Below are 21,347 nucleotides of genomic sequence, written 5' to 3'. Positions count from 1 at the left end.
GTGGGTGACCGCTACGGTGGCTACTACTGCGAGAGGTAGGAGAACGGAAGCGCGATGAGCGGACCTCAGGGATACGATCCCAATCAGCCATGGTCGGGCCGGCCGGAGCAGCAGCAGCCGTCGGGCGCTGAGGAGCCGACCGCTCAACAGGGCTGGCAGCAGCCCGCGTACTCGCCGCAGCAGTACCCCCAAGCCCAGCCGTATCCCGCTGCGCCGCAACAGTATCCGCAGCCGGGGCAGGAATATGGCCAGCAGCCGTACTCGCCCGCCGAGCAGGCGGCACAGCAGCCGACGCAATACGCACAGCCGGGCCAGTACCAGGTGCCGCCGTACGGGCAGGGCTACGGCCAGGCGCCGCAGTACGCGCCACGGCCGGGAGCTCCGCAGTACGGCGAAGCCCCGGCGGCCTTTGGCGAGGGCCCGGCGCAAAAGAGTTCCAAGCGTTCGCTGGCTGTCCTCGGCGCCGTCGTCGGTGTACTTGCCGTGATCGTCGTGGCCATCGTGCTGGTCCTGGGTTTCTGGAAGCCGGGCTTCTTCGTCACCACCAAACTCGACGTGAACAAGGCCCAGGACGGCGTGAAGTCGGTGCTGACCGACCAGACCAACGGCTACGGCGTCAAGAACGTCACTGACGTCAAGTGCAACAACGGCCAGAACCCCACCGTCAAGAAGGGCGACACCTTCACCTGCGACGCGAGCGTCGACGGTCAGCACAAGCAGGTGACCGTGACCTTCCAGGACGACAGCGGCACGTACGAGGTCGGCCGACCGAAATAGTTACCTGGCCGGCAGCGCGTCGAGGGCGTTCTGCAGGCGGCTGACTGGCGAACCGATGCCGTACTTCTCGGCGAGCTTGGCCACCTTCCTCGGGTGAGCGGGCGCCAGGGGAAGCTCGTCGGTGTCCGTCGACAACTGCACAGGCGCGTCCGTGGCCACCCTGACCACAGGTCCCGCCGCGTCCAAGTAGTCGCGAGCCGCCAGGATCTTCTTCCGAAATGCCTTGGACAGCTTGGACTTTGGGTCCTCCGCTGCATCCAGAATCGCCTCCAGTGAACCGTACTGGGACAGCAGCGTCGCCGCGCTTTTCTCGCCGATGCCGGCCACACCGGGTAGGCCGTCGGACGGGTCGCCGCGCAGCAGCGCCAGCTCCGCGTACGCAGGCCCGGCGCGATGGGCAGGCACACCATACCGTTCGGCGACCTGGGCCGGCCCGAACATCGTCGCGTTGGCCAGTCCGCGGCCCAGGTACAGCACCTTCACGGGTACCGGTTCGTCGGTAACCACCTGCAGCAGGTCACGGTCACCGCTCACCACAATCACCGGGTCGCGCCGCTCGCGGGCCGCGAGCGTGCCCAGCACGTCGTCGGCTTCGTAGCCGGGCGCGCCTGCGGTGGGAATTCCGAACGCGTCGAGAACCTCGAGGATCCACTCAACCTGGGGCGTCAGGTCGTCGGGCACTTCCTCGATGTCCGGTTCGCCGTCCAGCATGGGCTCGGCGACCCGATGTGCCTTGTAGGAGGGGATGCGGTCGACGCGCCACTGCGGACGCCAGTCCCAGTCGTCGCACACCACCAGCCGGCCCGGGCGTTCGCGGGTGATCACTGCCGCCACCGCGTCGAGGAAGCCGCGCACCGCGTTGACGGGTCTGCCGTCGGGTGACGTGATCGACGACGGCACCCCGTAGTACGAGCGGAACCACATGCTCGCACCGTCGAGCAGAAGCAGGGGAGCTGGCATGCGGTCATCATGCCAGCGGTTAGAAATGGCATCAGGCGGCAACTCAGGTGGGCATGATCGACGACGCCGCCGGGCTGTTGGTGCGTACCGCGACGAGGCTGGGGCGGTCATTGCCTTTGGTCGGCGGATTATTCGGGGTCGCAACGGAATTCAGCCTCGACGGGCGGGTGGTGTTCATCACGGGTGCCGCTCGCGGGTTGGGTGCTGAGATCACGCGCCAAGCGCATGCCCGCGGTGCGCATGTGGCGCTGGTGGGCCGCCGCCTCTCGCCGCTGCAGGAGCTGGCCGACGAACTCGGCCCGCGTGCCGCTGCGTTCGAGGCCGACGTGACCGACGTGGAGGCGTTGCGCGCGGCGGCCGACGGCGCGGTCGCAGAGTTCGGCGGCATCGACGTGGTGGTGGCCAACGCCGGCATCGCGCCGCCCTCAGAACCGGTGGCGACCATCGACCCGGCGGCATTCGAGCGCACCGTCGAGGTCGACCTGCTGGGCCAGTGGCGAACCGCGCGGGCCACCGTCGATGCGCTGATGCAGCGGCGCGGGCACATCATGTTCGTCGGCTCTATCTACGCCTTCTTCAACGGCGTGCTGGCAGCGCCGTACGCGATGAGCAAGGCCGGCGTCGAGCAGCTCAGCAGGGCGTTGCGCGTCGAGCTCGCGCCATACGGGGTGACATCGGGCATCGCCTACCTCGGGTTCATCGACACCGATCTGGCGGCCGACGTGTTCTCCCACGACAAGGCCGCAAGGGTGCGGCAGGCGTTTCCCGGCTTCCTGTCGCGCCCGATTCCGGTCAGCGGCGCGGCCAAGGTGGTGCTCGACGGTGTCGAACGGCGCGCAGCCTCGGTCGCTGCGCCGTCGTGGGTCGCGCCGCTGCTGGCGATGCGCCCGGTCACGACCGCGGTGATGGACGATGTCCTGTTGCACAATCGCGACGTCGCGGCGGCTGTCGACGGACGATGATGAATCTGCTGGCGAGCGGACTCGAGCTGTCGCTGACCGGGTTGGAGGACGCGCGGCGCTAGCCTCTGGCCATGAGCCGATTCAGCTCCGAGGTCTACGCCCGCCGCCTGCACGGCGCCGCCAACGCCGCCGCGGCGGCCGGATTGGCGGGGCTGATCGTCACCCCGGGTTATGACCTGCGCTACCTCGTCGGGTCGCGGGCGCAGACCTTCGAGCGGCTCACCGCGCTGGTGCTGCCCGCCACCGGCGCGCCGACCGTCGTGGTGCCGCGGCTCGAGCTGGCGTCGCTGAAAGAGTCCGCGATCGCCGAACTCGGCCTGCCGGTGCGGGATTGGGTCGACGGCGAGGATCCGTATTCGCTGGTGGTCGATGCACTCGGCGCTGCGAAGACAGCGACGGCGGTCACTGAATCGATGCCTGCGTTGCACTTGCTGCCGCTGGCCAGATTGCTCGGGGTCACACCGGTGCTGGCCACCGACGTGCTGCGTCAGCTGCGGATGATCAAGGACCAGAGCGAGATCGACGCTCTGCGGAAGGCCGGCGCGGCGATCGACCGCGTGCACGCGCGGGTACCGGAGTTCTTGGCGCCGGGGCGAACCGAGGCCGACGTTGCTGCCGATATCGCGAAAGCGATTGTGGCCGAAGGACATTCGGAGGTAGCATTCGTCATTGTCGGCTCCGGCCCGCACGGTGCTGACCCTCACCACGAATGCTCGGACCGGGTGTTGCAGGCCGGCGACATCGTGGTGGTCGACATCGGCGGCGCCTACGAGCCGGGCTACCACTCCGACTCCACCCGCACCTACAGCCTCGGTGAGCCCGACCCGGAAGTGGCGCAACGATATTCGATACTGCAACGCGCTCAGCAGGCGGCTGTCGCCGCGGTGCGCCCGGGCGTCACCGCCGAACAAGTGGACGCCGTCGCTCGCGGGGTGCTGGCGCAGGCCGGGCTGGGGGAGGCGTTCGTGCACCGCACCGGACACGGCATCGGGCTGTCGGTACACGAGGAGCCCTACATCGTGGCCGGCAACCGCTTACCGCTGCGGGCGGGGATGGCGTTTTCGATCGAGCCCGGTATCTACTTCCCGGGGCGGTGGGGCGCGCGCATCGAGGACATCGTGATCGTGACGTCCTACGGCGCAGAGCCGGTGAACCACCGACCGCACGAACTCACGGTGGTCCCCGTGTAGCACTACCCGCCGGAGCGGTCCAGCAGGTTCGACGAGCCCAGCACCCGCTCCACCTGTACCTCGATGACCACCCGCTTCGGGTTCTCGCGCGGGGTGCGGTAGCGCTGCGCGTACCGCAGCTCGGCGTCACGGACTGCGTCGGCGTCGGTATTGACCTTGGCCCGGCCCTCCAGCGACAGCCACCGTGCGCCGTCGACCTGACTCAGCACCGCGATGCCGCCACGCTCGGCGTTGACCGCCTTCTGCGATCCACCCGACGTGATGACCCGGGCGATGTGCGTCTTGGGATCGAAGGTGAACCCGACGGCCACGACATGCGGCGAATTGTCGGCGCGCAGTGTGGTCAGCATGGCCAGATGGCGCTCGCTGAGAAAGGCCAGCGCGTCGGCGTTCAATCGAGTGGTCGACGAGTTTGCCATCGCAGACCACGCTAGCGCAGGCGATAGTCTCCACGCGTGGGCGACACGGACGTGGTGGTGACCTTCGGTGGCCGCAGCGAGATCGGCGCCGAGCTCGCCGTGCGGCTCGCGCCCGGCGCAACCGTGGTGCTGGCCGCCCGCGCGCCGCAGCGCCTGCGCGAGCAGTGCGACGCACTGACCGCCGCCGGCGCCAAAGCGGTGCATACCGTCGCGTTCGACGCCGACGACCTCGACAGCCACGGTCGGCTGGTGGAATCCCTTGTCGCCGAACACGGTCCGATCGGCACCGCGGTGCTGGCGTTCGGCATTCTCGGCGACCAGCAGCGTGCGGAACGCGACGCCTCGCATGCGGTGGCGATCGTGCACACCGATTACGTCGCGCAGGTCAGCCTGCTGACGCATCTTGCCAACACGATGCGTGCGGCCGGTCGAGGTCGGCTGGTGGTGTTCTCCTCGGTGGCGGGCGTGCGGGTGCGCCGAGCCAACTACGTCTACGGGTCGGCCAAGGCGGGACTCGACGGGTTCGCCCTTGGGCTGGCCGACGCGCTGTTCGGCTCAGGAGTGCACGTGCTGGTGGTGCGGCCGGGCTTCGTGATCGGCCGGATGACGCAGGGGATGACGCCGGCGCCGTTCTCCAGTACCCCGCAGCAGGTGGCCGCCGCGACGGAGCGGGCGTTGGCGAAGGGTCGCGGCGAGGTCTGGGTGCCGTGGGTGCTGCGGCCGGTGTTCTTCGGGATGCGGCTGCTGCCGCGGCGGGTGTGGCGGAGAATGCCGAGGTGATCGTCGTCGTCGGCATCGGTGCGGACGGCATGGCCGGGCTGTCGGAGGCTGCGCGCGGCGAGCTTCGCCGTGCCAAGACGATCTACGGGTCGCGGCGTCAACTCGACCTGCTCGACGCGTCCGTCACGGCGCAGCGGCGGCAGTGGCCGTCCCCGATGCTGCCGGCGCTGCGGGCATTGCCCGCCGACGTGCTCGTGCTCGCCAGCGGCGACCCGATGTTGCACGGCGTCGGCGCCACACTGATGCGGCTCTTCGGTCCCGAGCGGGTGAAGGTGCTGCCGCACGTGTCCAGCGCGGCGCTCGCCTGTGCCCGAATGGGCTGGAGCGCGCACGACACCGAGGTGATCAGCCTGGTGACCGCCGAGCCGCACACCGCGGTACGCCGCGGCGGTCGCGCGGTCGTGCTGTCGCGCGACAGGACCACACCGTTCGAGCTGGCGGCGCGGCTGGACGCCTGCGGCCGCGGCAACTCGATGTTCACGGTGCTCGAGCAGCTCGGCGGGCCCGCGGAACGCCGCCGCGACAGCACCGCCCGGGACTGGGCGGCCGACCACCCGCAAGACGTCGACGACCTCAATGTCGTTGCGGTGCAATATCTTCCGGATGAGCGGATCTCGCCCTTGCCCGACGACGTCTTCACTCACGACGGCCAGATCACCAAACAGACCATCCGGGCGCTCACGCTGGCGGCGCTGGCGCCGCGGCCGGGGGAGCGGTTGTGGGACGTCGGGGCCGGTTCGGGAAGCATCGCGGTCGAGTGGTCGCTGCGCTGGCCTGACTGCACCGCGGTCGCTTTCGAGCGCGACGAGCGGCGCCGCAGATTCGTCGAGCTCAACGCGATCGGCAGCGGCGTCGACGTCCAGATCCGCGGCGCTGCGCCGGACGCGTTCGACGGCGCCGCCGACCCGTCAGCGATCTTCATCGGCGGCGGGCTGACCCGCGCAGGAATGGTGCAGGCCTGCGTCGAGCGGCTCCCCAGCGGCGGCCGGCTGGTTGCCAACGCAGTCACTGCCGAGTCCGAAGCTGTTCTCGTGCAATGGTATTCAACGCTGGGCGGTGAACTGCGGCGGTTTCAGCACTACGCGGGCGAGCCGCTGGGGAAATTCACGGGGTGGCGACCGGCGATGCCGATCACGCAATGGGTGGTGACGAAGAGGTGACCGTCTACTTCATCGGCGCGGGTCCGGGGGCGGCGGATCTGATCACCGTGCGGGGCCTGCGGCTGCTTCAGCGCTGTCGGGTGTGCCTGTACGCCGGGTCGATCATGCCCGACGACCTGCTGGCGCAGTGCCCACCGGGAGCTCGCGTGGTGGACACCGGTCCGTTGAACCTGGACCAGATCGTCGACGAATTCGCAGCGGCCGATGCCGCGGGCCACGACGTCGCCCGCCTGCACTCCGGCGACCCCTCGCTCTACAGTGCGGTGGCCGAACAGTGTCGCCGGCTCGACGCGCTCGCCATCGATTACGAGATCGTGCCCGGCGTGCCGGCCTTCGCGGCCGCCGCGGCCGTACTGCGCCGAGAGCTGACGGTTCCCGGCGTCGCGCAGACTGTCACGCTGACCCGCGTGGCCACGCTGTCGACGCCGATGCCGCCCGGGGAGGACCTGGCAAGTCTGTCGGGCCGGGGGACGCTGGTGCTGCATCTGGCCGCCGCGCAGATCGACACCGTGGTGCAGCAGCTGATCGCCGGTGGTTACCGACCCGAAACCCCCTGTGCCGTCGTAGCATTCGCGAGCTGGCCACAACAGCAGACGCTGCACGGCACACTCGGCGGCATCAGCGACATGATGCACGCCGCCGGCATCACCCGCACGGCGGTGATCGTCGTCGGCGACGTGCTCGCCGCCGAAGGTTTCACCGACAGCTACCTCTACTCGCCGGCGCGGCGGCGCACCGGGAGGCACTGATGCGGGTGCTGTTGCTCGGCGGCACGGCGGAGGCGCGGGCGCTGGCGCAGCGGCTGCATCCCGACGTCGACGTGATCAGCTCCCTGGCTGGGCGGGTGCCCGACCCGGCGCTGCCTGCCGGCGAAGTGCGCATCGGCGGGTTCGGTGGCGCCGAGGCGATGCGACAGTGGCTGCTGGAGAACCGGATCGACGCGGTCGTCGACGCCACTCACCCGTTCGCCGCCACGATGACGGCGCGGACTGCCGACGTGTGTGCCGGTCTGGGCCTGCCGCATCTGATTCTGTCCCGGCCGCCGTGGGATTGCAGCGGTGCGATATCGGTGGCGTCGGCAGCCGAAGCGGCCGAAGTCATTGAGCGACAACGGTATTCGCGTGTGTTCCTCACCAGTGGCCGCTCCACCGTTGCGGCGTTCGCGGGTTCGACCGCGTGGTTTTTGATCCGTGTCGTCGTGGCACCGCGCCCGGATGCGCTGCCCATGCGTCACCACCTGTTGTTGTCTCGTGGGCCGTACCACTACGACGACGAACTCGCGCTGATGCGCGAGCACCGCATCCACGCCCTCGTCACCAAGAACAGCGGCGGTGACCACACGCGCGCCAAGCTGGATGCCGCGGCCGCTCTCTACATTCCGGTCCTGATGATCGAGCGGCCACCGCTTCCCCCGGGAGCGCCTGCCGTCGGCACGGTCGACGAGGCGCTCACCTGGCTACGCAACATCGGACCGGCACGCTGCTAGCGCGGGCCCGCCCCTTGCCCGGCGCCGTTGTCGGAGGAATCGGTCAGGTCCTGTTCGCTTGGTGCGCCGGACGGGGCCGGAGCCTCCGGCGCGCACGACACCGAGTTGTCGCCCAGGGTCGTGTCGGTAGTGCAATCGGAGCCCGGAGCTGCTTGCCCGACGCCGATGCCCCCGGTACCCGTAACGACGACGGGCGCCGCGACCGCAGCGACCACGATCGCAAGGGTTGAAGCAACTCGGCGTGCTGTGAGACGACTGGATGACATGTCACCACCCCCGGTGGGTCTTGCTGGTGGGAAAGCCCAAAAGACACGAGTACCCGGTTTCGGGCACTCACATACCGGCTCAGGCAGGGCGTGATATGTGCATTGCACGATTGCCGCCGCTGCGTTTGGCGGCGTACATCGCCGAGTCCGCTGCCGCGATCAGCTGCTCGACGCATGCAGCGGTCAGCGGGTATCGCAAGGTGCGCAGATCGACGCAGGCGGCACCGATGCTTGCGGTGATCCGGTGCGGAAGCGCCGCAATGCCGGCGCACAGGTCGGCGGCAACCTCGGTCGCCGCCGGGGTGGAGCTTCTGATCGCGATCAAGAATTCTTCGCCGCCGGCCCGGCACACCGTGGCGTCGGGTGGACTATGGCGGCGAAGCGTTTCGGCGACACACACCAGAGTGCGGTCGCCCGCAACGTGGCCGTGGCTGTCGTTGATGCGCTTGAAGTTGTCGATGTCGACCATCAGCATCGTCAGGTAGCCGTCCGATATCGGCGGGCGAGCGGACGCACGAGCGAGCGTGCCGATGAATCCACGGCGGTTCAGCAGGCCGGTGAGAGGGTCTTCTCCGCAGCGCGTGGCGAATCGGCCCATCGCATTGATGGCACCCCGGATGGCCAGGGGCACCGAAACATTCAGGAACCAAATCACCCACAGCGCGCACGCCGCTGTCGCGAAGCCGGAGTCACGGGACAGCCGCCACGCGGCGACCAGGCCGACGCAGATGGCCACCGCGAAGTTGAGCGTCAACACCTTCGTGCCGTGGAAAAACGCGATGTAGCTGCCAGTGACGGCCAGGGCCGTACAGGCCAACGCCCCCATAGCGGGTGTGCACTGCAGCAGGCTCAGCAGGGCGATCCAGAAGATGCTGAGGATGACGAAGGTCGCGGACTGTCGGCGCGTCGGCCACCGGGTCAGCCAAAACGTCGTCCGGACCGCGATGTAGCCGAGCGCCAAACCCCCGAAGATGAGCAAGGTCGGATTCTTGTGCACCAGCCGACCATGAGGCTGAGCGCCACCAACGCCGCCGACGAATTCACGACGGCCATCACCTTCTGCGCGGCCCGCAGCAATCCCCGGTCTCGAAGGAACTGCGTGACCCAGTCGAATTGAGTGGCCTGACCCGAGGCCACTGTCGCCGGTGCGCTCGCCCATCGATGCATCATCGATGGCCTGCTCTGAACCGAATCAGATCGACGGCTTCGGCCCATCAGTCCAGCGTGGTCCTTCACCAGGCAGCTGACGAACCCCTTGGCCACGTAGGTCATGGTCCATCGCGCCTCACTCAGACAGGGCTACACCGCTGCATACCATCGAGGTAGCCAACATATTCAGTGGCTTCTGCGCCGGTCAAGACAACATCAAAGGAGTGCCCCTGCTTGGACCGCACAATGATGTCGCCCGTACGCGTCAGGCTGGGTAGCGGCGCGGGGTGAAGACCCGATCCCCGAAATCGCTTGAGTACCACTGGGTTTGGGATGAACCGACGATGAGCATGCAGCGCATGTCGACGCACGCGGGGTCGAGGTCGGCCAGCTGCACCACACGCACGTCTTCCTGCGGTCCCGACACGTCGCGCCCGATCACCACCGGTGTGCCCGGATCGCGGTAGCGCAACAGCAGGTCCCGCATCGCAGCTACCTGCCAGGTGCGGCTCTTCGATGCCGGGTTGTAGATCGCGAGCACCAAGTCGGCTTGCGCTGCCGCGGTCAGCCGGGCTTCGATCACCTCCCACGGCTTGAGCCGGTCCGACAGCGACAGCACCGCATAGTCGTGGCCCAGTGGCGCGCCGACACGGCTGGCGACGGCCTGCGCGGCGGTCATCGCCGGAATCACCCGAACTCGCACACCCGGCCACTGCTTGGCCTCCTCGAGCACCGCGGTCGCCATCGCGAACACACCCGGATCGCCGGACGACACCACCGCAACCGCGCGGCCCTGCTCGGCCAGCGTGCAGGCCAGCCGCGCTCGGGCCGGCTCGTCGGTGTTGTCGCTGGGATGGCGGCGCTGCCCCTCGCGTTCCGGCAGCCGGTCCAGGTATGGGCCGTAGCCGATCAAGTCCGTGGCCGCCGCCAGTTCGCGCCGGCTTTGCGGCGTCATCCACTCCAGCGCCCCCGGTCCGAGGCCCACCACGGCGACTCCACCCACCGTGGATCGGCGCGCGCCGCCGGGCACCATCGCCAGCGAGAAGTACGGCACCGACGCACCGTCGACCTCCGCGGCCGGCAGCACCCGCTCCGCACCGGTGCTGGCCCGCTCGACGTAATACGCGTCGTCGAGCCGGCCGGCAAGCGAAAGTGCTTCTCGCACAGCAGGATACGAGCGCCCTAGCTTCAGCACCACGGCCGCGTCAGCGTCGGCCAGATACCGGGCCAGCTCCGCGGTCGGCAGTGTCCCGGGAAGCACGGACAACACCTCGTCGCCGGCCACCAGCGGCGTCGCAGTCGCAGCGGACGCCGCGCTCACCGACGTCACGCCTGGCACGATCACCGCGTCGAAGCGCTCGGTGAGGCGGGTGTGCATGTGCATGTAGGAGCTGTAGAACAGCGGATCACCCTCGGCCAGCAGCGCCACATCCCGCCCGGCGTCCAGATGTGCCGCGATCTTCTCGGCGCATTCGGCGTAGAAGTCCTCGATCGCGCCGGCGTATCCGCGCGGATGGTCGACCGTTTCGGTGGTCACCGGGTAGACCAGATGCTCTTCGATCTGCCCGTCCCGCAGGTACGGTTCGGCGATGCCGCGCGCGATGCTTCGCCCGTGGCGCGCGCTGTGGTACGCCACCACGTCGGCCGCGCCGATGACGCGGGCGGCCTTGACGGTGACGAGCTCCGGGTCGCCCGGGCCTAGCCCGACACCGAACAATGTGCCGCGGCGGGTCACGCCGGCCCGCCCGCCAAGGCGTTGACTGCGGCGGCGGCCATCGCGCTGCCGCCCCGCCGGCCCGTCACCACCAGATAGGCGATGCCACGGGGGCGGGCGATCAGTTCGTCCTTGCACTGCGCCGACCCGACGAATCCGACCGGCCCGCCGAGCACGGCCGCCGGTGCCGGCGCGCCGTCGTCGACCAGTTCCAGCAACCGGAACAGTGCTGTCGGCGCGTTGCCGATGGCCACCACGGCCCCGGCCAGCCGATCGGCCCACAGCTCGACTGCGGCGGCCGAGCGGGTGGTGTGCAGCCGGGCGGCCAAGCGGGCGGCGCGGGGATCGGCCACCAGCGACACCACCTCGTTGCCGCGCTTCAGCCGCGTCACGCCCGCGGCCACCATCGACGAGTCGCACAGCACCGGCGCGCCGGCGGCCAGCGCCGCGCGGGCGCGGGTGGCGACGTCGTCGGTGAAGGCGATGTGCTCGGCCAGATCGACTTGACCGCAGGTGTGAATCATCCGGACAACGACGTTCGCGACGTCCTCGGGGAAACGCGACAAATCCGCTTCGGCACGGATCGTCGCGAACGACTGCCGGTAGATCTCGGCGGGGTCGCGGATGTAGTCGAGCACGCCGCTCACCCTACGAAGGCAGGCGCCGGTATCCGTCACCGGTGGCCACCCAGACCTCGTCGCCAGGGCGGCTGCCGCATGCCCGCTCGCAGCCGACGTAGCGGCGATGGCCGCCGGTCCCGTCGCCGACCAGCCGGGCCGCGTCGGTGCGCACGTCGGCGCGCGATTGCTCGCATCCCGGGCTGCCCGTGCAGGCGCTGACCGACAGCCACGGCGAGTTCTCGTCGAACACCAGGCCCATCGGCGCCAGCACCCGCAGCGCGGTGTCGGCGACGTGCTCGGAGAGGTCGCACACCAGCACCGACCGCCACGGGGTGACGACGATCGGCGCCTCGATCGCGGCGAGGAATTCGGCCACGCGTGCTTGCAGGACCCCCAACGGCACCGCCGCGCCCAACGCGACCCGGCCGTCGCGCTGCGGCAGCCAGCCGACCGGGGGCTTGGCGGCGGACGGCCGTGCCACTGCGGCGTGGGCCGACCTCCGGAATCCGTCAATCAGCGGCGCTACATCATCCAATTCGCCTATGCGCCAGGCTTTCTCACGCAGTCTTGCGAACCGGGTCGCCACCGTCACGAGCGTCGTCACCGTCTCGGAGAACGGGAGCCGCACCCCGGTGTCACGCCCGGCGAGCAGCAGTGCCACCGCGTCGTCGTCGACCACATGGGCGCCGACGTCGGCGGCCAGCCCGGACACGTCGCCGCGGCCGTCGTCGATGCTGAACCAGAACCGGCCGCCCACCGAAGCCAGCGAAGGCTCGGCCCTGATCGCCGCGTCGAGCTCGACAACCCAACTCCGCACATCGGGGTGATCGCCCACGCGCCCCGACAGCGGCGAGGCGACGATGTTGCGCACCTTCTCGTGGGTGGCCGACGGCAGCAAGCCGGCCGCGGCCGCCGCCTGCGCGACGGCCGCTTCCTCGGTGATGCCGCGGATCTGGATGTTGCCGCGCGAGGTCAGCTCCATCGCCGGGGACGCGACGTCGGCGGCTACCCGTGCAAGTGCCTGCAGCTGCGCCGAGGAGATCATTCCGCCCGGCAGCCGGATGCGGGCCAGCGCGCCGTCCGCCGCGTGGTGCACCGACAGCGCGCCGGGGCAGGCGTCGACGTCACGGGTGCGCATCCGTCCACCGTAAGCGACCCGGACGTGCCACGATGGGTCATGATGCCCGGTATCGATAGGGCGACGGGGCGGATGGTCGCGCTGATCACGCTGGTGGTCTTCGCCGGCGTCGCGCTGCGCGGGCGGTTGCCGGGCCAAACGGCCCGCACGCAGGAGCAGCACACCGACAACCCGGCGGCCATGGTCGCGGTGATCGCGCTGCTGGCGGTCGCGGTCGCGATCATCACGCTCGCGATCGTCACCGTGCTTCGCAATCCCCGTGTCGGGGCGCCGACCTCCAGACAGCTGCCTCGGCGCCGCAGCGGCGAGCGGTGGCGGCCCACCCGGCGCATCCTGCTGATCGGGCTCGCCGCGTTGCTGGCATGGCTGGCGGTCGTCATCGTGCTGCTGCGCCTCGACATCCGGCTGGAGACACCGTCGCCGACGTCGACACCGACCAGCAGCGCGCCCGGCGCCACCCCGACTCCCACCCCGGCGCCCGCGCCGCCCGCCCGGCCGGCAGAGCAGAGCGGCCTGTTCTGGTACCTGTTCGCCACGACGATGGTCATGCTGGCGTTGTGGGGCGTCGGCGCCGTGATCACGCTGCGCCGGCACCGCCGCGACCCTGTCCCGCCGCTGCCGCTCGACGACGACGCCGCAGAGCCGGCGCCTGCGGCGTCGGAGCCGCAATCGCTGGCGCTGGCCGCCGAACGCGGCCTGGCCGCGATGGGCGACCTGAGCCGCGAACCGCGCGAGGCGATCATCGCGTGCTATGCGGCGATGGAGCAGGCCCTCGCCAACGCCCCCGGCGTAATGCCGCAAGAGTCGGACACCCCATCCGAAGTGCTCGCCCGGGCGGTCGAGCACCATGCCGTTCACCCCGGCGCCGCGACAGATCTGGTCGACTTGTTCGCCGAGGCACGGTTCAGTCCGCACGTCATGACGGAGGAGCATCGCGAAACCGCCGTGCGGGCACTGGAATTGGTGCTCGCCGAGCTCAGGAGCGCGGTATGACGAAGGTGGCGCTGATCGGACTGGGACTGGTGCTGGCCACGGAGGTACTGGCGTTGACGATGGTCGACCACCGCTGGGTGCCGTGGATCGCGGGCGGGGTCGCGTCGCTGGTGCTGCTGGAAGCGCGTCGCCTGCTGGTGCGGGTACCCGCCACCGAGACGCCTGAGCGTGAGCAGGACGGGCCAGCAGAGTCGATGCGGCGCTGGATCGCCCGCACCGAATCGATGATCCGCTGGGCCGACTCCAGCCGTGCGGACTGGGACCGGCACCTACGGCCAAGGCTGGCAAGGGAATTCATGCTCGCCACCGGGCAGCGGGCGACCAAGGACCCGGCGGCGATGCAGGCTACCGGCCGGATGCTGTTCGGGGACGAACTGTGGCAGTGGGTCGATCCCAGCAACGTCGCGCTCAATGAGCGCCACACACCTGGCCCAGGCCGCGGCGCGCTCAACGACATCCTGGAGCGATTGGAACGAGTATGACGATGCCGGCGACGGTGACCACCGCCCACGCCGAGGCGGTGCTCGACGAGATCGAACGCGTGGTCGTCGGCAAGCGTGCCGCGCTCACCCTGATCCTCACCACCGTGCTCGCCGGCGGGCACGTGCTGATCGAAGACCTTCCCGGACTGGGCAAGACGCTGATCGCACGCTCGTTCGCCTCAGCGCTGGGCCTGAACTTCACCCGCGTCCAATTCACCCCGGATCTGCTTCCGGCGGACCTGCTGGGCTCGACGGTCTACGACATGCAGTCGGGCCGGTTCGAATTCCGCCGAGGCCCGATCTTCACCAACCTGCTCTTGGCCGACGAGATCAACCGCACGCCGCCGAAGACCCAAGCCGCGCTGCTGGAGGCCATGGCCGAGGAGCAAGTCAGCATCGACGGTGAAACACACCGGCTGCCATCACCTTTCATCGTGCTGGCCACCGACAACCCGATCGAGTACGAAGGCACCTACCCGCTGCCGGAAGCCCAGCTCGACCGCTTCGCGATCAAGCTGGAACTGAAGTACCTGTCCCAGCGCGACGAAACCGCGATGCTGCGGCGCAGGCTCGACAGAGGGTCGGCGCAACCGGCGGTCAATCAGGTCGTCGACGCCAACGACCTTCTCGCGATGCGGGAAACGGTGGAGCAGGTCACCGTCCACGACGACATCCTGCACTACGTGGTGTCGCTGGCCGCCGCCACGCGAAGCCATCCGCAGGTCGCCGTGGGCGCCAGCCCGCGCGCTGAACTCGACCTGGTGCAGCTGGCCCGCGCACGCGCTCTGCTGTGTGGCCGTGACTATGTGATCCCTGAGGACGTCAAAAACCTCGCGGTGCCGGCTATCTCGCATCGGATCAGCCTGCGGCCGGAGATGTGGGTCCGCAGCGTCCACGGCTCCGACGTGGTGGAACAACTGCTGGCGCGCCTGCCGGTGCCCCGGGCGCACGGTCGACGTGACTGACACCGCCGGGGGCCTGGCCGAACACCGCATTACGGAAGTCGAATTCCGTTGGGGCCCATCACCTCTGACCCGGGCGATCGCCACATGTGTGGCACTCGGTCTGGGCGCGGCGGTGCTCGCGTCTCGGCCGTCACTGATCGCGTTCGTGGCGCCGCTGCTGGGCGTGCTTTGTTCGATTCCGTGGCAGCGACGAGCCGCGGCGGTCCGGGCGCATGCCCAACCGGCGTTGGTCCGCTGCTTCGAATCCGAACCGGCACACACCAGCGTGTGGGTGACCGCACAGGCCGGCGATGTCGCCGTGCAGCTGGAGGTCACCGCGCCAGAGGGGATGGAGCTCGACGTACTCGAAGATAGTTCCGTCTACGCGAAAAACGTTGCCGTGAAAGCGCAGCGGTGGGGCCGCTATCCGCTGTCCGCGCGGCTGCATGCGCTGTGCGCAGGCGGCCTGTTGTCCGGGTCGGCGGAGGTGGAGGTGGCCGACATCTTCGTGTTCCCGACCGCGCCGCCGCAGTCCACCCGTCTGCCGCGGACCGAGCTCCCCGATCGACTCGGCACCCACCTCACCCGGCACATCGGGCCGGGTGTCGAATACGCCGACGTGCGCCCGTATCTGCCGGGGGACCAGTTACGCACCGTCAACTGGCCGGTCAGCGCCAGACGCGGCAGCCTGCACGTCACGCAGCGGCTGACCGACCGCGCCGCCGACGTGGTGGTGCTGATCGACACCAGCACCCAGGCCGCCGGTCCGGCGACCGACGCCATGGAGCGCGCGGTTCGCGGCGCGGTGCAGGTGGTGCAGACCGCGTTGCGCAACGGCGACCGGGCCGGGATCGTCACCCTCGGGGCGCGCCGGCCGCGATGGCTGGGCGCCGACATCGGTCGGCGCCAGTTCTACCGCGTGCTCGACGCGATCCTGGCCGCCGGTAGCGAATACGAGGTGAGCACCGGGACGCTGGCACCCCGAGCGGCCGTGCCGCCAGGGGCCATCATCGTCGCGTTCTCCACACTGCTCGACACGGAGTTTGCGCTGGCGCTGCTCGACCTGCGCCGGCGCGGTCACACCGTGGTCGCAGTCGACGTCCTCGTGGGTGCGCCGTTCGAGCAGGAGCAGGATCCGATCATCACGCGGATGTGGGCGCTGCAACGGTCGGCGATGTACCGAGACATGGGCGTGATCGGCGTCGACGTGGTGTCGTGGCCGGCTGATGTCACCCTCGACCAGTCGATGCGTCTGGTGCCCGACCACCTGCACCCGGCGGCGAGGCGCTGAGATGAACAAGCGCAATCAGCCTGGCGCGCTGATTTTGTCGACGGCGTTCGGTTTCTTGATGACTGCCGCCGCCTGGAACGGCGCGGGCTCCGCGGGCACGGTCGCTGCGGCCTTGGCCGCCATCACCGTGGTCCTCGGGCTCCGATACCGCTCCGCGGCAACTCTTTGCGTGCTGCTCGCGGGCACCGCCGTGGCTTTGACCGACCCGGCACCGATGTTTGCGGCGCTGTCGGGCCTTTCGGCCGCTGCCTATCTGGTGTTGAGGCACGCGGCGGAAGCGGACATCGTGACCAGTACTCTGCCCACCGTGATCGGGATGGTGGGGTTCACGTTCGTCGGGATCGTCGCCACAGCGCTGCCGGTCGAGCTGCCTTGGCTTCCGCTGGTCGCTCCTCCCGTCGCGGTGGCGATCTTCCTGCTCACGCTGCTGCCGTTCCAGGGTGGACAGCAGGCCGGTAAAGGGCAGCGGCATGGCCGATGACGCAGAGGATCTTGTGCGCGCCTGGAACGCTTTGATCGCGCGCCACACCTCCGACCCCGCCGCGGAGGCGACCGGGCGCGCGCTGATCGAGGCATGGTCCGAGCCGCACCGGCGCTACCACACGCTAGCTCACTTGCGCGAAGTCCTCACTCACGTCGAGGAATTAGCCGATCACGCGCAAGACCCCGACGCTGTGCGGCTGGCGGCCTGGTATCACGACGCGGTCTACCAGGGCCGCTCCGACGACGAGGAGCGCAGCGCACAGCGGGCAGAAACCGACTTGGCTGCCCTCGGTGTGGACCCGGCGCTGGTCGCGGAGGTGGCGCGCCTGGTGCGCGTGACGGTCGGCCACCATCCGCAGGAGGGTGACCGCAACGGCGAGGCGCTGTGCGATGCGGATCTTGCTGTGCTGGGCATCGAACCGGATCGCTACCGCGCCAACAGCGCTGCGGTCAGAGCCGAGTACCGCCACGTCGGCGACGCCGAGTTCCGCGCCGGGCGCACGCGCGTCCTCAACGAGTTGCTGGCCGCGCCGTCGCTGTTTCACACGTCGCTGGCGCGCAGTCGATGGGAGTCGCGCGCAAGAGCGAACATGGCCGACGAACTGAAAGCCCTCGAGGCAAGGTGACGGGCGCTGTCGGAGTCCACCATCAAGAGCGAGTGCGCGGCCGCGAACGGCACGTACACCACAACCGTCAGCAACGGCAGCCGCTTCTCGAAGTGCTGCTACAAGGACATCGACGGCAAGAAGTGGTGCGACGTGTATCTCGACGGTGAGTACGAGGGCACGGACGCGGCCAAGGTGCAGGTGGAACCGCCGCGGCCGCCCCGCGCGCTTCCTCCTGCTGTGGTCACCGCGCCCTCGATTGCCGGGGTGGGGTACGAATGACGAGTGCCCGCCCCGACCATCCTGCTGCTTTCCACCTCTGACACGGACCTGATCACGGCACGATCCAGCCGGGCGGCGTACCGATGGGCGAACCCGTCTCGACTGCACATCGACGAGCTGCCGGAGCTGCTCGCCGGCGTCGACGTGGCCGTCGTGCGCATCCTCGGCGGATACCGAGCCTGGCAGGACGGCATCGACGCACTGCGGGCCAGCGGCGTGCCGGCGGTGCTGGTAAGCGGCGAGCAGGCACCGGACGCGGATTTGATGGACCGTTCCACTGTGCCCGCCGGGATCGCGGTGCAGACGCATCTGTACCTGGCCCACGGCGGCGTCGAGAACCTGCGCCAACTGCACGCATTCCTGTCCGACACGCTGCTGATGACGGGGTACGGCTTCGCACCGCCCACCCCGTCGCCGACGTGGGGTCTGCTCGACTGGGCGTCGCCGCAGACCGGCGGGCCGTCGATCGCGGTGCTTTACTACCGCGCACAGCATCTGGCCGGCAACACCGGCTACGTGCAGGCGCTGTGCCGGGCCATCGAGAACGCCGGCGGTCGCGCACTGCCGGTGTACTGCGCATCGTTGCGCACCGCCGAGCCCGAATTGATCGAAGCGCTGGCGACCGCCGACGCGATGGTGGTGACTGTGCTGGCGGCCGGCGGAGCGGTTCCGGCCGCCGCGTCGGCCGGGGGTGACGACGACAGCTGGAACGTCGAACACCTTGCTGCGCTTGACATTCCGATCCTTCAGGGGCTGTGCCTGACCAGCCCGCGGGCCGCATGGGAATCCAACGACGACGGGCTGAGCCCGCTCGACGTAGCCAGCCAGGTGGCGGTGCCCGAATTCGACGGCCGGATCATCACAGTTCCGTTCTCGTTCAAGGAGATCGACGACGAAGGGCTGATCTCCTACGTGCCCGACGACGAGCGGTGCGCCCGAGTCGCCGGCATCGCGATGCGGCAGGCGATGCTGCGCCGCGTCGCACCGGCCGACAAGCGAGTGGCCGTCGTGTTCTCGGCCTATCCCACCAAGCACGCGCGGATCGGCAACGCCGTCGGGCTCGATACGCCGGCAAGCGCGATTGCCCTGCTCGACGCGATGCGCCGGCACGGTTATCGGATCGGCGACATCCCCGGATTGGATGCGGGCGACGGCGACGCGCTGATGCACGCGCTGATCGAACGCGGGGGACAAGATCCCGACTGGCTGACCGAGGGACAGCTGGCCGGCAACCCGATTCGCGTGCCGGCACGCGATTATCGGGAGTGGTTCGATACGTTGCCCCGCTCGTTCGCCGAACAGGTGCAGCAGCACTGGGGGCCGCCGCCCGGCGAATTGTTCGTCGACCGCAGCATCGATCCCGACGGCGAAATCGTCGTCGCCGCAATACATTCCGACAACGTCGTGCTGATGGTGCAGCCGCCCCGCGGATTCGGCGACAACCCGGTGGCGATCTACCACGATCCGGACCTGCCACCCAGCCACCACTACCTGGCCGCATATCTCTGGCTGCGCACGGGTTTCCAAGCCCACGCGATCGTGCATCTGGGCAAACACGGCAACCTCGAATGGCTGCCAGGCAAGACCCTCGGCATGTCGGCAGCGTGCGGTCCGGACGCCGCGCTGGGAGATCTGCCGCTGATCTACCCGTTTCTGGTCAACGACCCGGGGGAGGGCACGCAAGCCAAACGGCGCGCGCACGCGGTGCTGGTCGACCACCTGATCCCCCCAATGGCGCGGGCCGAAAGCTACGGCGACATCGCCCGGTTGGAGCAGCTGCTCGACGAGCATGCCAACATCGCCGCCCTGGACCCCGCGAAACTGCCCGCGGTCCGGCAGCAGATTTGGACGCTGCTGCAAGCCGCCAAGCTCGACCACGACCTCGGCCTCACCGAACGGCCCGCCGACGAGCAGTTCGACGACATCCTGCTGCACGTCGACGGCTGGCTGTGCGAGATCAAGGACGTCCAGATCCGCGACGGGCTGCACATTCTCGGTCGTACGCCGGAAGGCGAACAGCTGCTGGACCTGGTCCTGGCGATTCTGCGGGCCCGGCAGCTCTTTGCAGGCGACCAGTCGCTGCCCGGTCTGCGCCAAGCCCTGGGACTGCCCGACGACGCCACCGACCGTGCCGACGTCGACGCTGTCGAAGCCGACGCCCGGGCTCTGCTGGCCGGATTGCAGAAGGCCGGCTGGGATCCGTCAGCCGTGGACGGCCTGACCGACCAGCCGGATGTCGCGCGGATCCTGCGGTTCGCGGCCACGCAGGTGGTGCCGCGTTTGGCTTCGACGGCGGCCGAGATCGAGCAGGTGCTGCGCGCGCTGGACGGACGGTTCATCGCGGCCGGGCCGTCGGGTTCGCCGTTGCGCGGACTGGTCAATGTGCTTCCGACTGGACGCAACTTCTACTCCGTCGACCCCAAGGCCGTGCCGTCGCGGCTCGCGTGGGAAACCGGTGCGGCGCTAGCGGATTCACTGCTGGCGCGCTACCGCGACGAGTTCGGCGATTGGCCGCAATCGGTCGGCCTGTCGGTGTGGGGCACGTCGGCGATGCGCACCTCCGGCGACGACATCGCCGAAGTGCTTGCGCTGCTCGGCATCCGGCCGCAGTGGGACGAGGCGTCGAGGCGGGTGACCGGGCTGGAACCGATCTCCCTTGACGAACTCGGCCGGCCGCGTATCGACGTGACGGTACGCATCTCGGGCTTTTTCCGAGACGCCTTCCCGCACGTGGTGGCGATGCTCGACGACGCGGTGCGGCTGGCGGCCGGTCTGGACGAACCCGCAGACCGCAACTACGTCCGCGCCCACGCCCAGGCCGATCTGGCCCAGCACGGTGACGAAAGGCGCGCTACCACAAGGGTGTTCGGTTCCAAGCCGGGAACCTACGGCGCCGGGCTGCTGCAGCTGATCGACAGCCGCGCCTGGCGCACCGACGCCGACCTCGCTCAGGTCTACACGGCGTGGGGCGGCTTCGCTTACGGCCGCGGACTCGACGGTGTGCCGGCGGCTGATGACATGGCTCGGCAATACCGGCGAATTGCGGTGGCTGCCAAGAACACCGACACCCGCGAACACGACATCGCCGACTCCGACGACTATTTCCAGTACCACGGCGGGATGGTGGCCACCGTGCGCGCGCTCACCGGCCGCGACCCGGCGGCCTACATCGGCGACAACACCCGTCCGGAGGCGGTGCGCACCCGCAGCCTCAAAGAGGAGACGTCGCGGGTCTTTCGTGCCCGCGTCACCAATCCGCGGTGGATGGCCGCGATGCGACGCCACGGCTACAAGGGCGCGTTCGAGATGGCCGCTACCGTCGACTACCTCTTCGGCTATGACGCCACCGCAGGCGTAGTGGCGGACTGGATGTATGAGCGGCTCGCCGAGCAGTACGTCTTCGACGACGTGAACCGTAAGTTCATGGCGGAGTCCAACCCGTGGGCCTTGCACGGCATGGCCGAGCGGTTGCTCGAAGCCGTCAGCCGCGGCATGTGGGCACAACCGCAGGCGGCGACGGTCGACGGGCTGAAGCAGGTTCTGCTGGAAACCGAGGGCGAGCTCGAAGCCTGAGCTAGTTCGCGATTGAATTCAACGCTGTGGCGTGCTCTTCTCGTACTTTCTCTGCATAGCGTTGAATTCGCTG

Annotated in this window: 21 protein-coding genes; 15 read left to right on the top strand and 6 right to left on the bottom strand. The window is 69.3% G+C overall.

Going from position 1 to position 21,347, the window contains the following annotated elements; all coding sequences use genetic code 11:
• The first annotated feature begins 54 nt into the window (after window positions 1-54).
• On the top strand, window positions 55-777 hold the full coding sequence (locus AC5Y39_RS08385; protein ID WP_500016513.1) for a DUF4333 domain-containing protein: 723 nt from the start codon (window positions 55-57) through the stop codon (window positions 775-777).
• On the opposite strand, the gene AC5Y39_RS08380 is transcribed toward AC5Y39_RS08385, so the two are convergent.
• Window positions 778-1,737 carry a 5'-3' exonuclease gene (locus AC5Y39_RS08380; protein WP_500016515.1) on the bottom strand — a complete coding sequence of 320 codons (960 nt, stop codon included), beginning with the start codon at window positions 1,735-1,737 and terminating at the stop codon, window positions 778-780.
• Between the two features lie 53 nt (window positions 1,738-1,790).
• On the opposite strand from AC5Y39_RS08380, the gene AC5Y39_RS08375 reads away from it, so the two are divergent.
• A complete protein-coding gene (locus tag AC5Y39_RS08375; RefSeq protein ID WP_500016517.1) occupies window positions 1,791-2,699 on the top strand; it encodes a short-chain dehydrogenase/reductase in 909 nt (302 codons plus the stop codon).
• A 71-nt stretch (window positions 2,700-2,770) separates the two neighbouring features.
• Entirely contained in the window at window positions 2,771-3,889 is a 1,119-nt protein-coding gene (locus AC5Y39_RS08370; RefSeq protein WP_500016519.1) for a M24 family metallopeptidase, read from the top strand.
• A 2-nt stretch (window positions 3,890-3,891) separates the two neighbouring features.
• Here AC5Y39_RS08370 and AC5Y39_RS08365 read toward each other — a convergent pair whose 3' ends face one another.
• On the bottom strand, window positions 3,892-4,308 hold the full coding sequence (locus AC5Y39_RS08365) for a F420-dependent biliverdin reductase (RefSeq protein WP_499908138.1): 417 nt from the start codon (window positions 4,306-4,308) through the stop codon (window positions 3,892-3,894).
• 36 nt (window positions 4,309-4,344) lie between these two features.
• On the opposite strand from AC5Y39_RS08365, the gene dprE2 reads away from it, so the two are divergent.
• The 4 genes from dprE2 to AC5Y39_RS08345 are packed head-to-tail and all read left to right on the top strand — an operon-like array spanning window position 4,345 to window position 7,734.
• Entirely contained in the window at window positions 4,345-5,088 is a 744-nt protein-coding gene (gene dprE2 / locus AC5Y39_RS08360; RefSeq protein WP_500016521.1) for a decaprenylphospho-beta-D-erythro-pentofuranosid-2-ulose 2-reductase, read from the top strand.
• Window positions 5,085-6,248, top strand: coding sequence for a precorrin-6y C5,15-methyltransferase (decarboxylating) subunit CbiE (gene cbiE, locus AC5Y39_RS08355; RefSeq protein ID WP_500017059.1), 1,164 nt, complete (start codon window positions 5,085-5,087; stop codon window positions 6,246-6,248). The genes dprE2 and cbiE overlap by 4 nt, the downstream gene beginning before the upstream one ends.
• On the top strand, window positions 6,245-6,997 hold the full coding sequence (cobM, locus tag AC5Y39_RS08350; protein WP_500017061.1) for a precorrin-4 C(11)-methyltransferase: 753 nt from the start codon (window positions 6,245-6,247) through the stop codon (window positions 6,995-6,997). Before cbiE ends, cobM begins: the two co-directional genes overlap by 4 nt.
• Window positions 6,997-7,734 (top strand): cobalt-precorrin-6A reductase, encoded by a 738-nt coding sequence (locus tag AC5Y39_RS08345; RefSeq protein WP_500016523.1) that lies wholly within the window; start codon window positions 6,997-6,999, stop codon window positions 7,732-7,734. Before cobM ends, AC5Y39_RS08345 begins: the two co-directional genes overlap by 1 nt.
• A gap of 345 nt (window positions 7,735-8,079) precedes the next feature.
• Here the strand turns inward: AC5Y39_RS08345 and AC5Y39_RS08340 are convergent, their stop codons facing one another.
• The 4 genes from AC5Y39_RS08340 to cobG all read right to left on the bottom strand — a co-directional run bounded on the left by AC5Y39_RS08340 (window position 8,080) and on the right by cobG (window position 12,621).
• A complete protein-coding gene (locus tag AC5Y39_RS08340) occupies window positions 8,080-8,997 on the bottom strand; it encodes a GGDEF domain-containing protein (protein ID WP_500016525.1) in 918 nt (305 codons plus the stop codon).
• A gap of 417 nt (window positions 8,998-9,414) precedes the next feature.
• Window positions 9,415-10,884, bottom strand: coding sequence for a precorrin-2 C(20)-methyltransferase (locus AC5Y39_RS08335; protein WP_500016527.1), 1,470 nt, complete (start codon window positions 10,882-10,884; stop codon window positions 9,415-9,417).
• The gene (locus tag AC5Y39_RS08330; RefSeq protein ID WP_500016529.1) at window positions 10,881-11,501 is read right to left on the bottom strand and encodes a precorrin-8X methylmutase; all 621 of its coding nucleotides are present in this window, start codon (window positions 11,499-11,501) and stop codon (window positions 10,881-10,883) included. The genes AC5Y39_RS08335 and AC5Y39_RS08330 overlap by 4 nt, the downstream gene beginning before the upstream one ends.
• Before the next feature lie 10 nt (window positions 11,502-11,511).
• Complete coding sequence (gene cobG, locus AC5Y39_RS08325) at window positions 11,512-12,621, bottom strand: precorrin-3B synthase (protein ID WP_500016531.1); 1,110 nt, start codon at window positions 12,619-12,621, stop codon at window positions 11,512-11,514.
• Window positions 12,622-12,663: 42 nt separating this feature from the next.
• On the opposite strand from cobG, the gene AC5Y39_RS08320 reads away from it, so the two are divergent.
• The 8 genes from AC5Y39_RS08320 (at window position 12,664) to cobN (ending at window position 21,274) form a co-directional block, all read left to right on the top strand.
• A complete protein-coding gene (locus AC5Y39_RS08320; RefSeq protein ID WP_500016533.1) occupies window positions 12,664-13,614 on the top strand; it encodes a DUF4129 domain-containing protein in 951 nt (316 codons plus the stop codon).
• Window positions 13,611-14,096 carry a hypothetical protein gene (locus AC5Y39_RS08315; RefSeq protein WP_500016535.1) on the top strand — a complete coding sequence of 162 codons (486 nt, stop codon included), beginning with the start codon at window positions 13,611-13,613 and terminating at the stop codon, window positions 14,094-14,096. The genes AC5Y39_RS08320 and AC5Y39_RS08315 overlap by 4 nt, the downstream gene beginning before the upstream one ends.
• Window positions 14,093-15,061, top strand: coding sequence for an AAA family ATPase (locus AC5Y39_RS08310; RefSeq protein ID WP_500016537.1), 969 nt, complete (start codon window positions 14,093-14,095; stop codon window positions 15,059-15,061). Before AC5Y39_RS08315 ends, AC5Y39_RS08310 begins: the two co-directional genes overlap by 4 nt.
• A gap of 13 nt (window positions 15,062-15,074) precedes the next feature.
• Window positions 15,075-16,331, top strand: a complete 1,257-nt coding sequence (locus AC5Y39_RS08305; RefSeq protein ID WP_500017063.1) for a DUF58 domain-containing protein — start codon at window positions 15,075-15,077, stop codon at window positions 16,329-16,331.
• A 1-nt stretch (window position 16,332) separates the two neighbouring features.
• Complete coding sequence (locus tag AC5Y39_RS08300) at window positions 16,333-16,812, top strand: hypothetical protein (RefSeq protein ID WP_500016539.1); 480 nt, start codon at window positions 16,333-16,335, stop codon at window positions 16,810-16,812.
• Window positions 16,802-17,440 carry an HD domain-containing protein gene (locus AC5Y39_RS08295; RefSeq protein ID WP_500016541.1) on the top strand — a complete coding sequence of 213 codons (639 nt, stop codon included), beginning with the start codon at window positions 16,802-16,804 and terminating at the stop codon, window positions 17,438-17,440. The genes AC5Y39_RS08300 and AC5Y39_RS08295 overlap by 11 nt, the downstream gene beginning before the upstream one ends.
• 132 nt (window positions 17,441-17,572) lie before the next feature.
• Complete coding sequence (locus AC5Y39_RS08290; protein WP_500016543.1) at window positions 17,573-17,701, top strand: hypothetical protein; 129 nt, start codon at window positions 17,573-17,575, stop codon at window positions 17,699-17,701.
• A 3-nt stretch (window positions 17,702-17,704) separates the two neighbouring features.
• On the top strand, window positions 17,705-21,274 hold the full coding sequence (gene cobN, locus AC5Y39_RS08285) for a cobaltochelatase subunit CobN (RefSeq protein WP_500016545.1): 3,570 nt from the start codon (window positions 17,705-17,707) through the stop codon (window positions 21,272-21,274).
• Window positions 21,275-21,347 lie beyond the last annotated feature (73 nt).

The sequence above is a fragment of the Mycobacterium sp. NGS39 genome (genome assembly GCF_059812765.1).
This window is presented reverse-complemented; position numbering and strand designations above follow the sequence as displayed.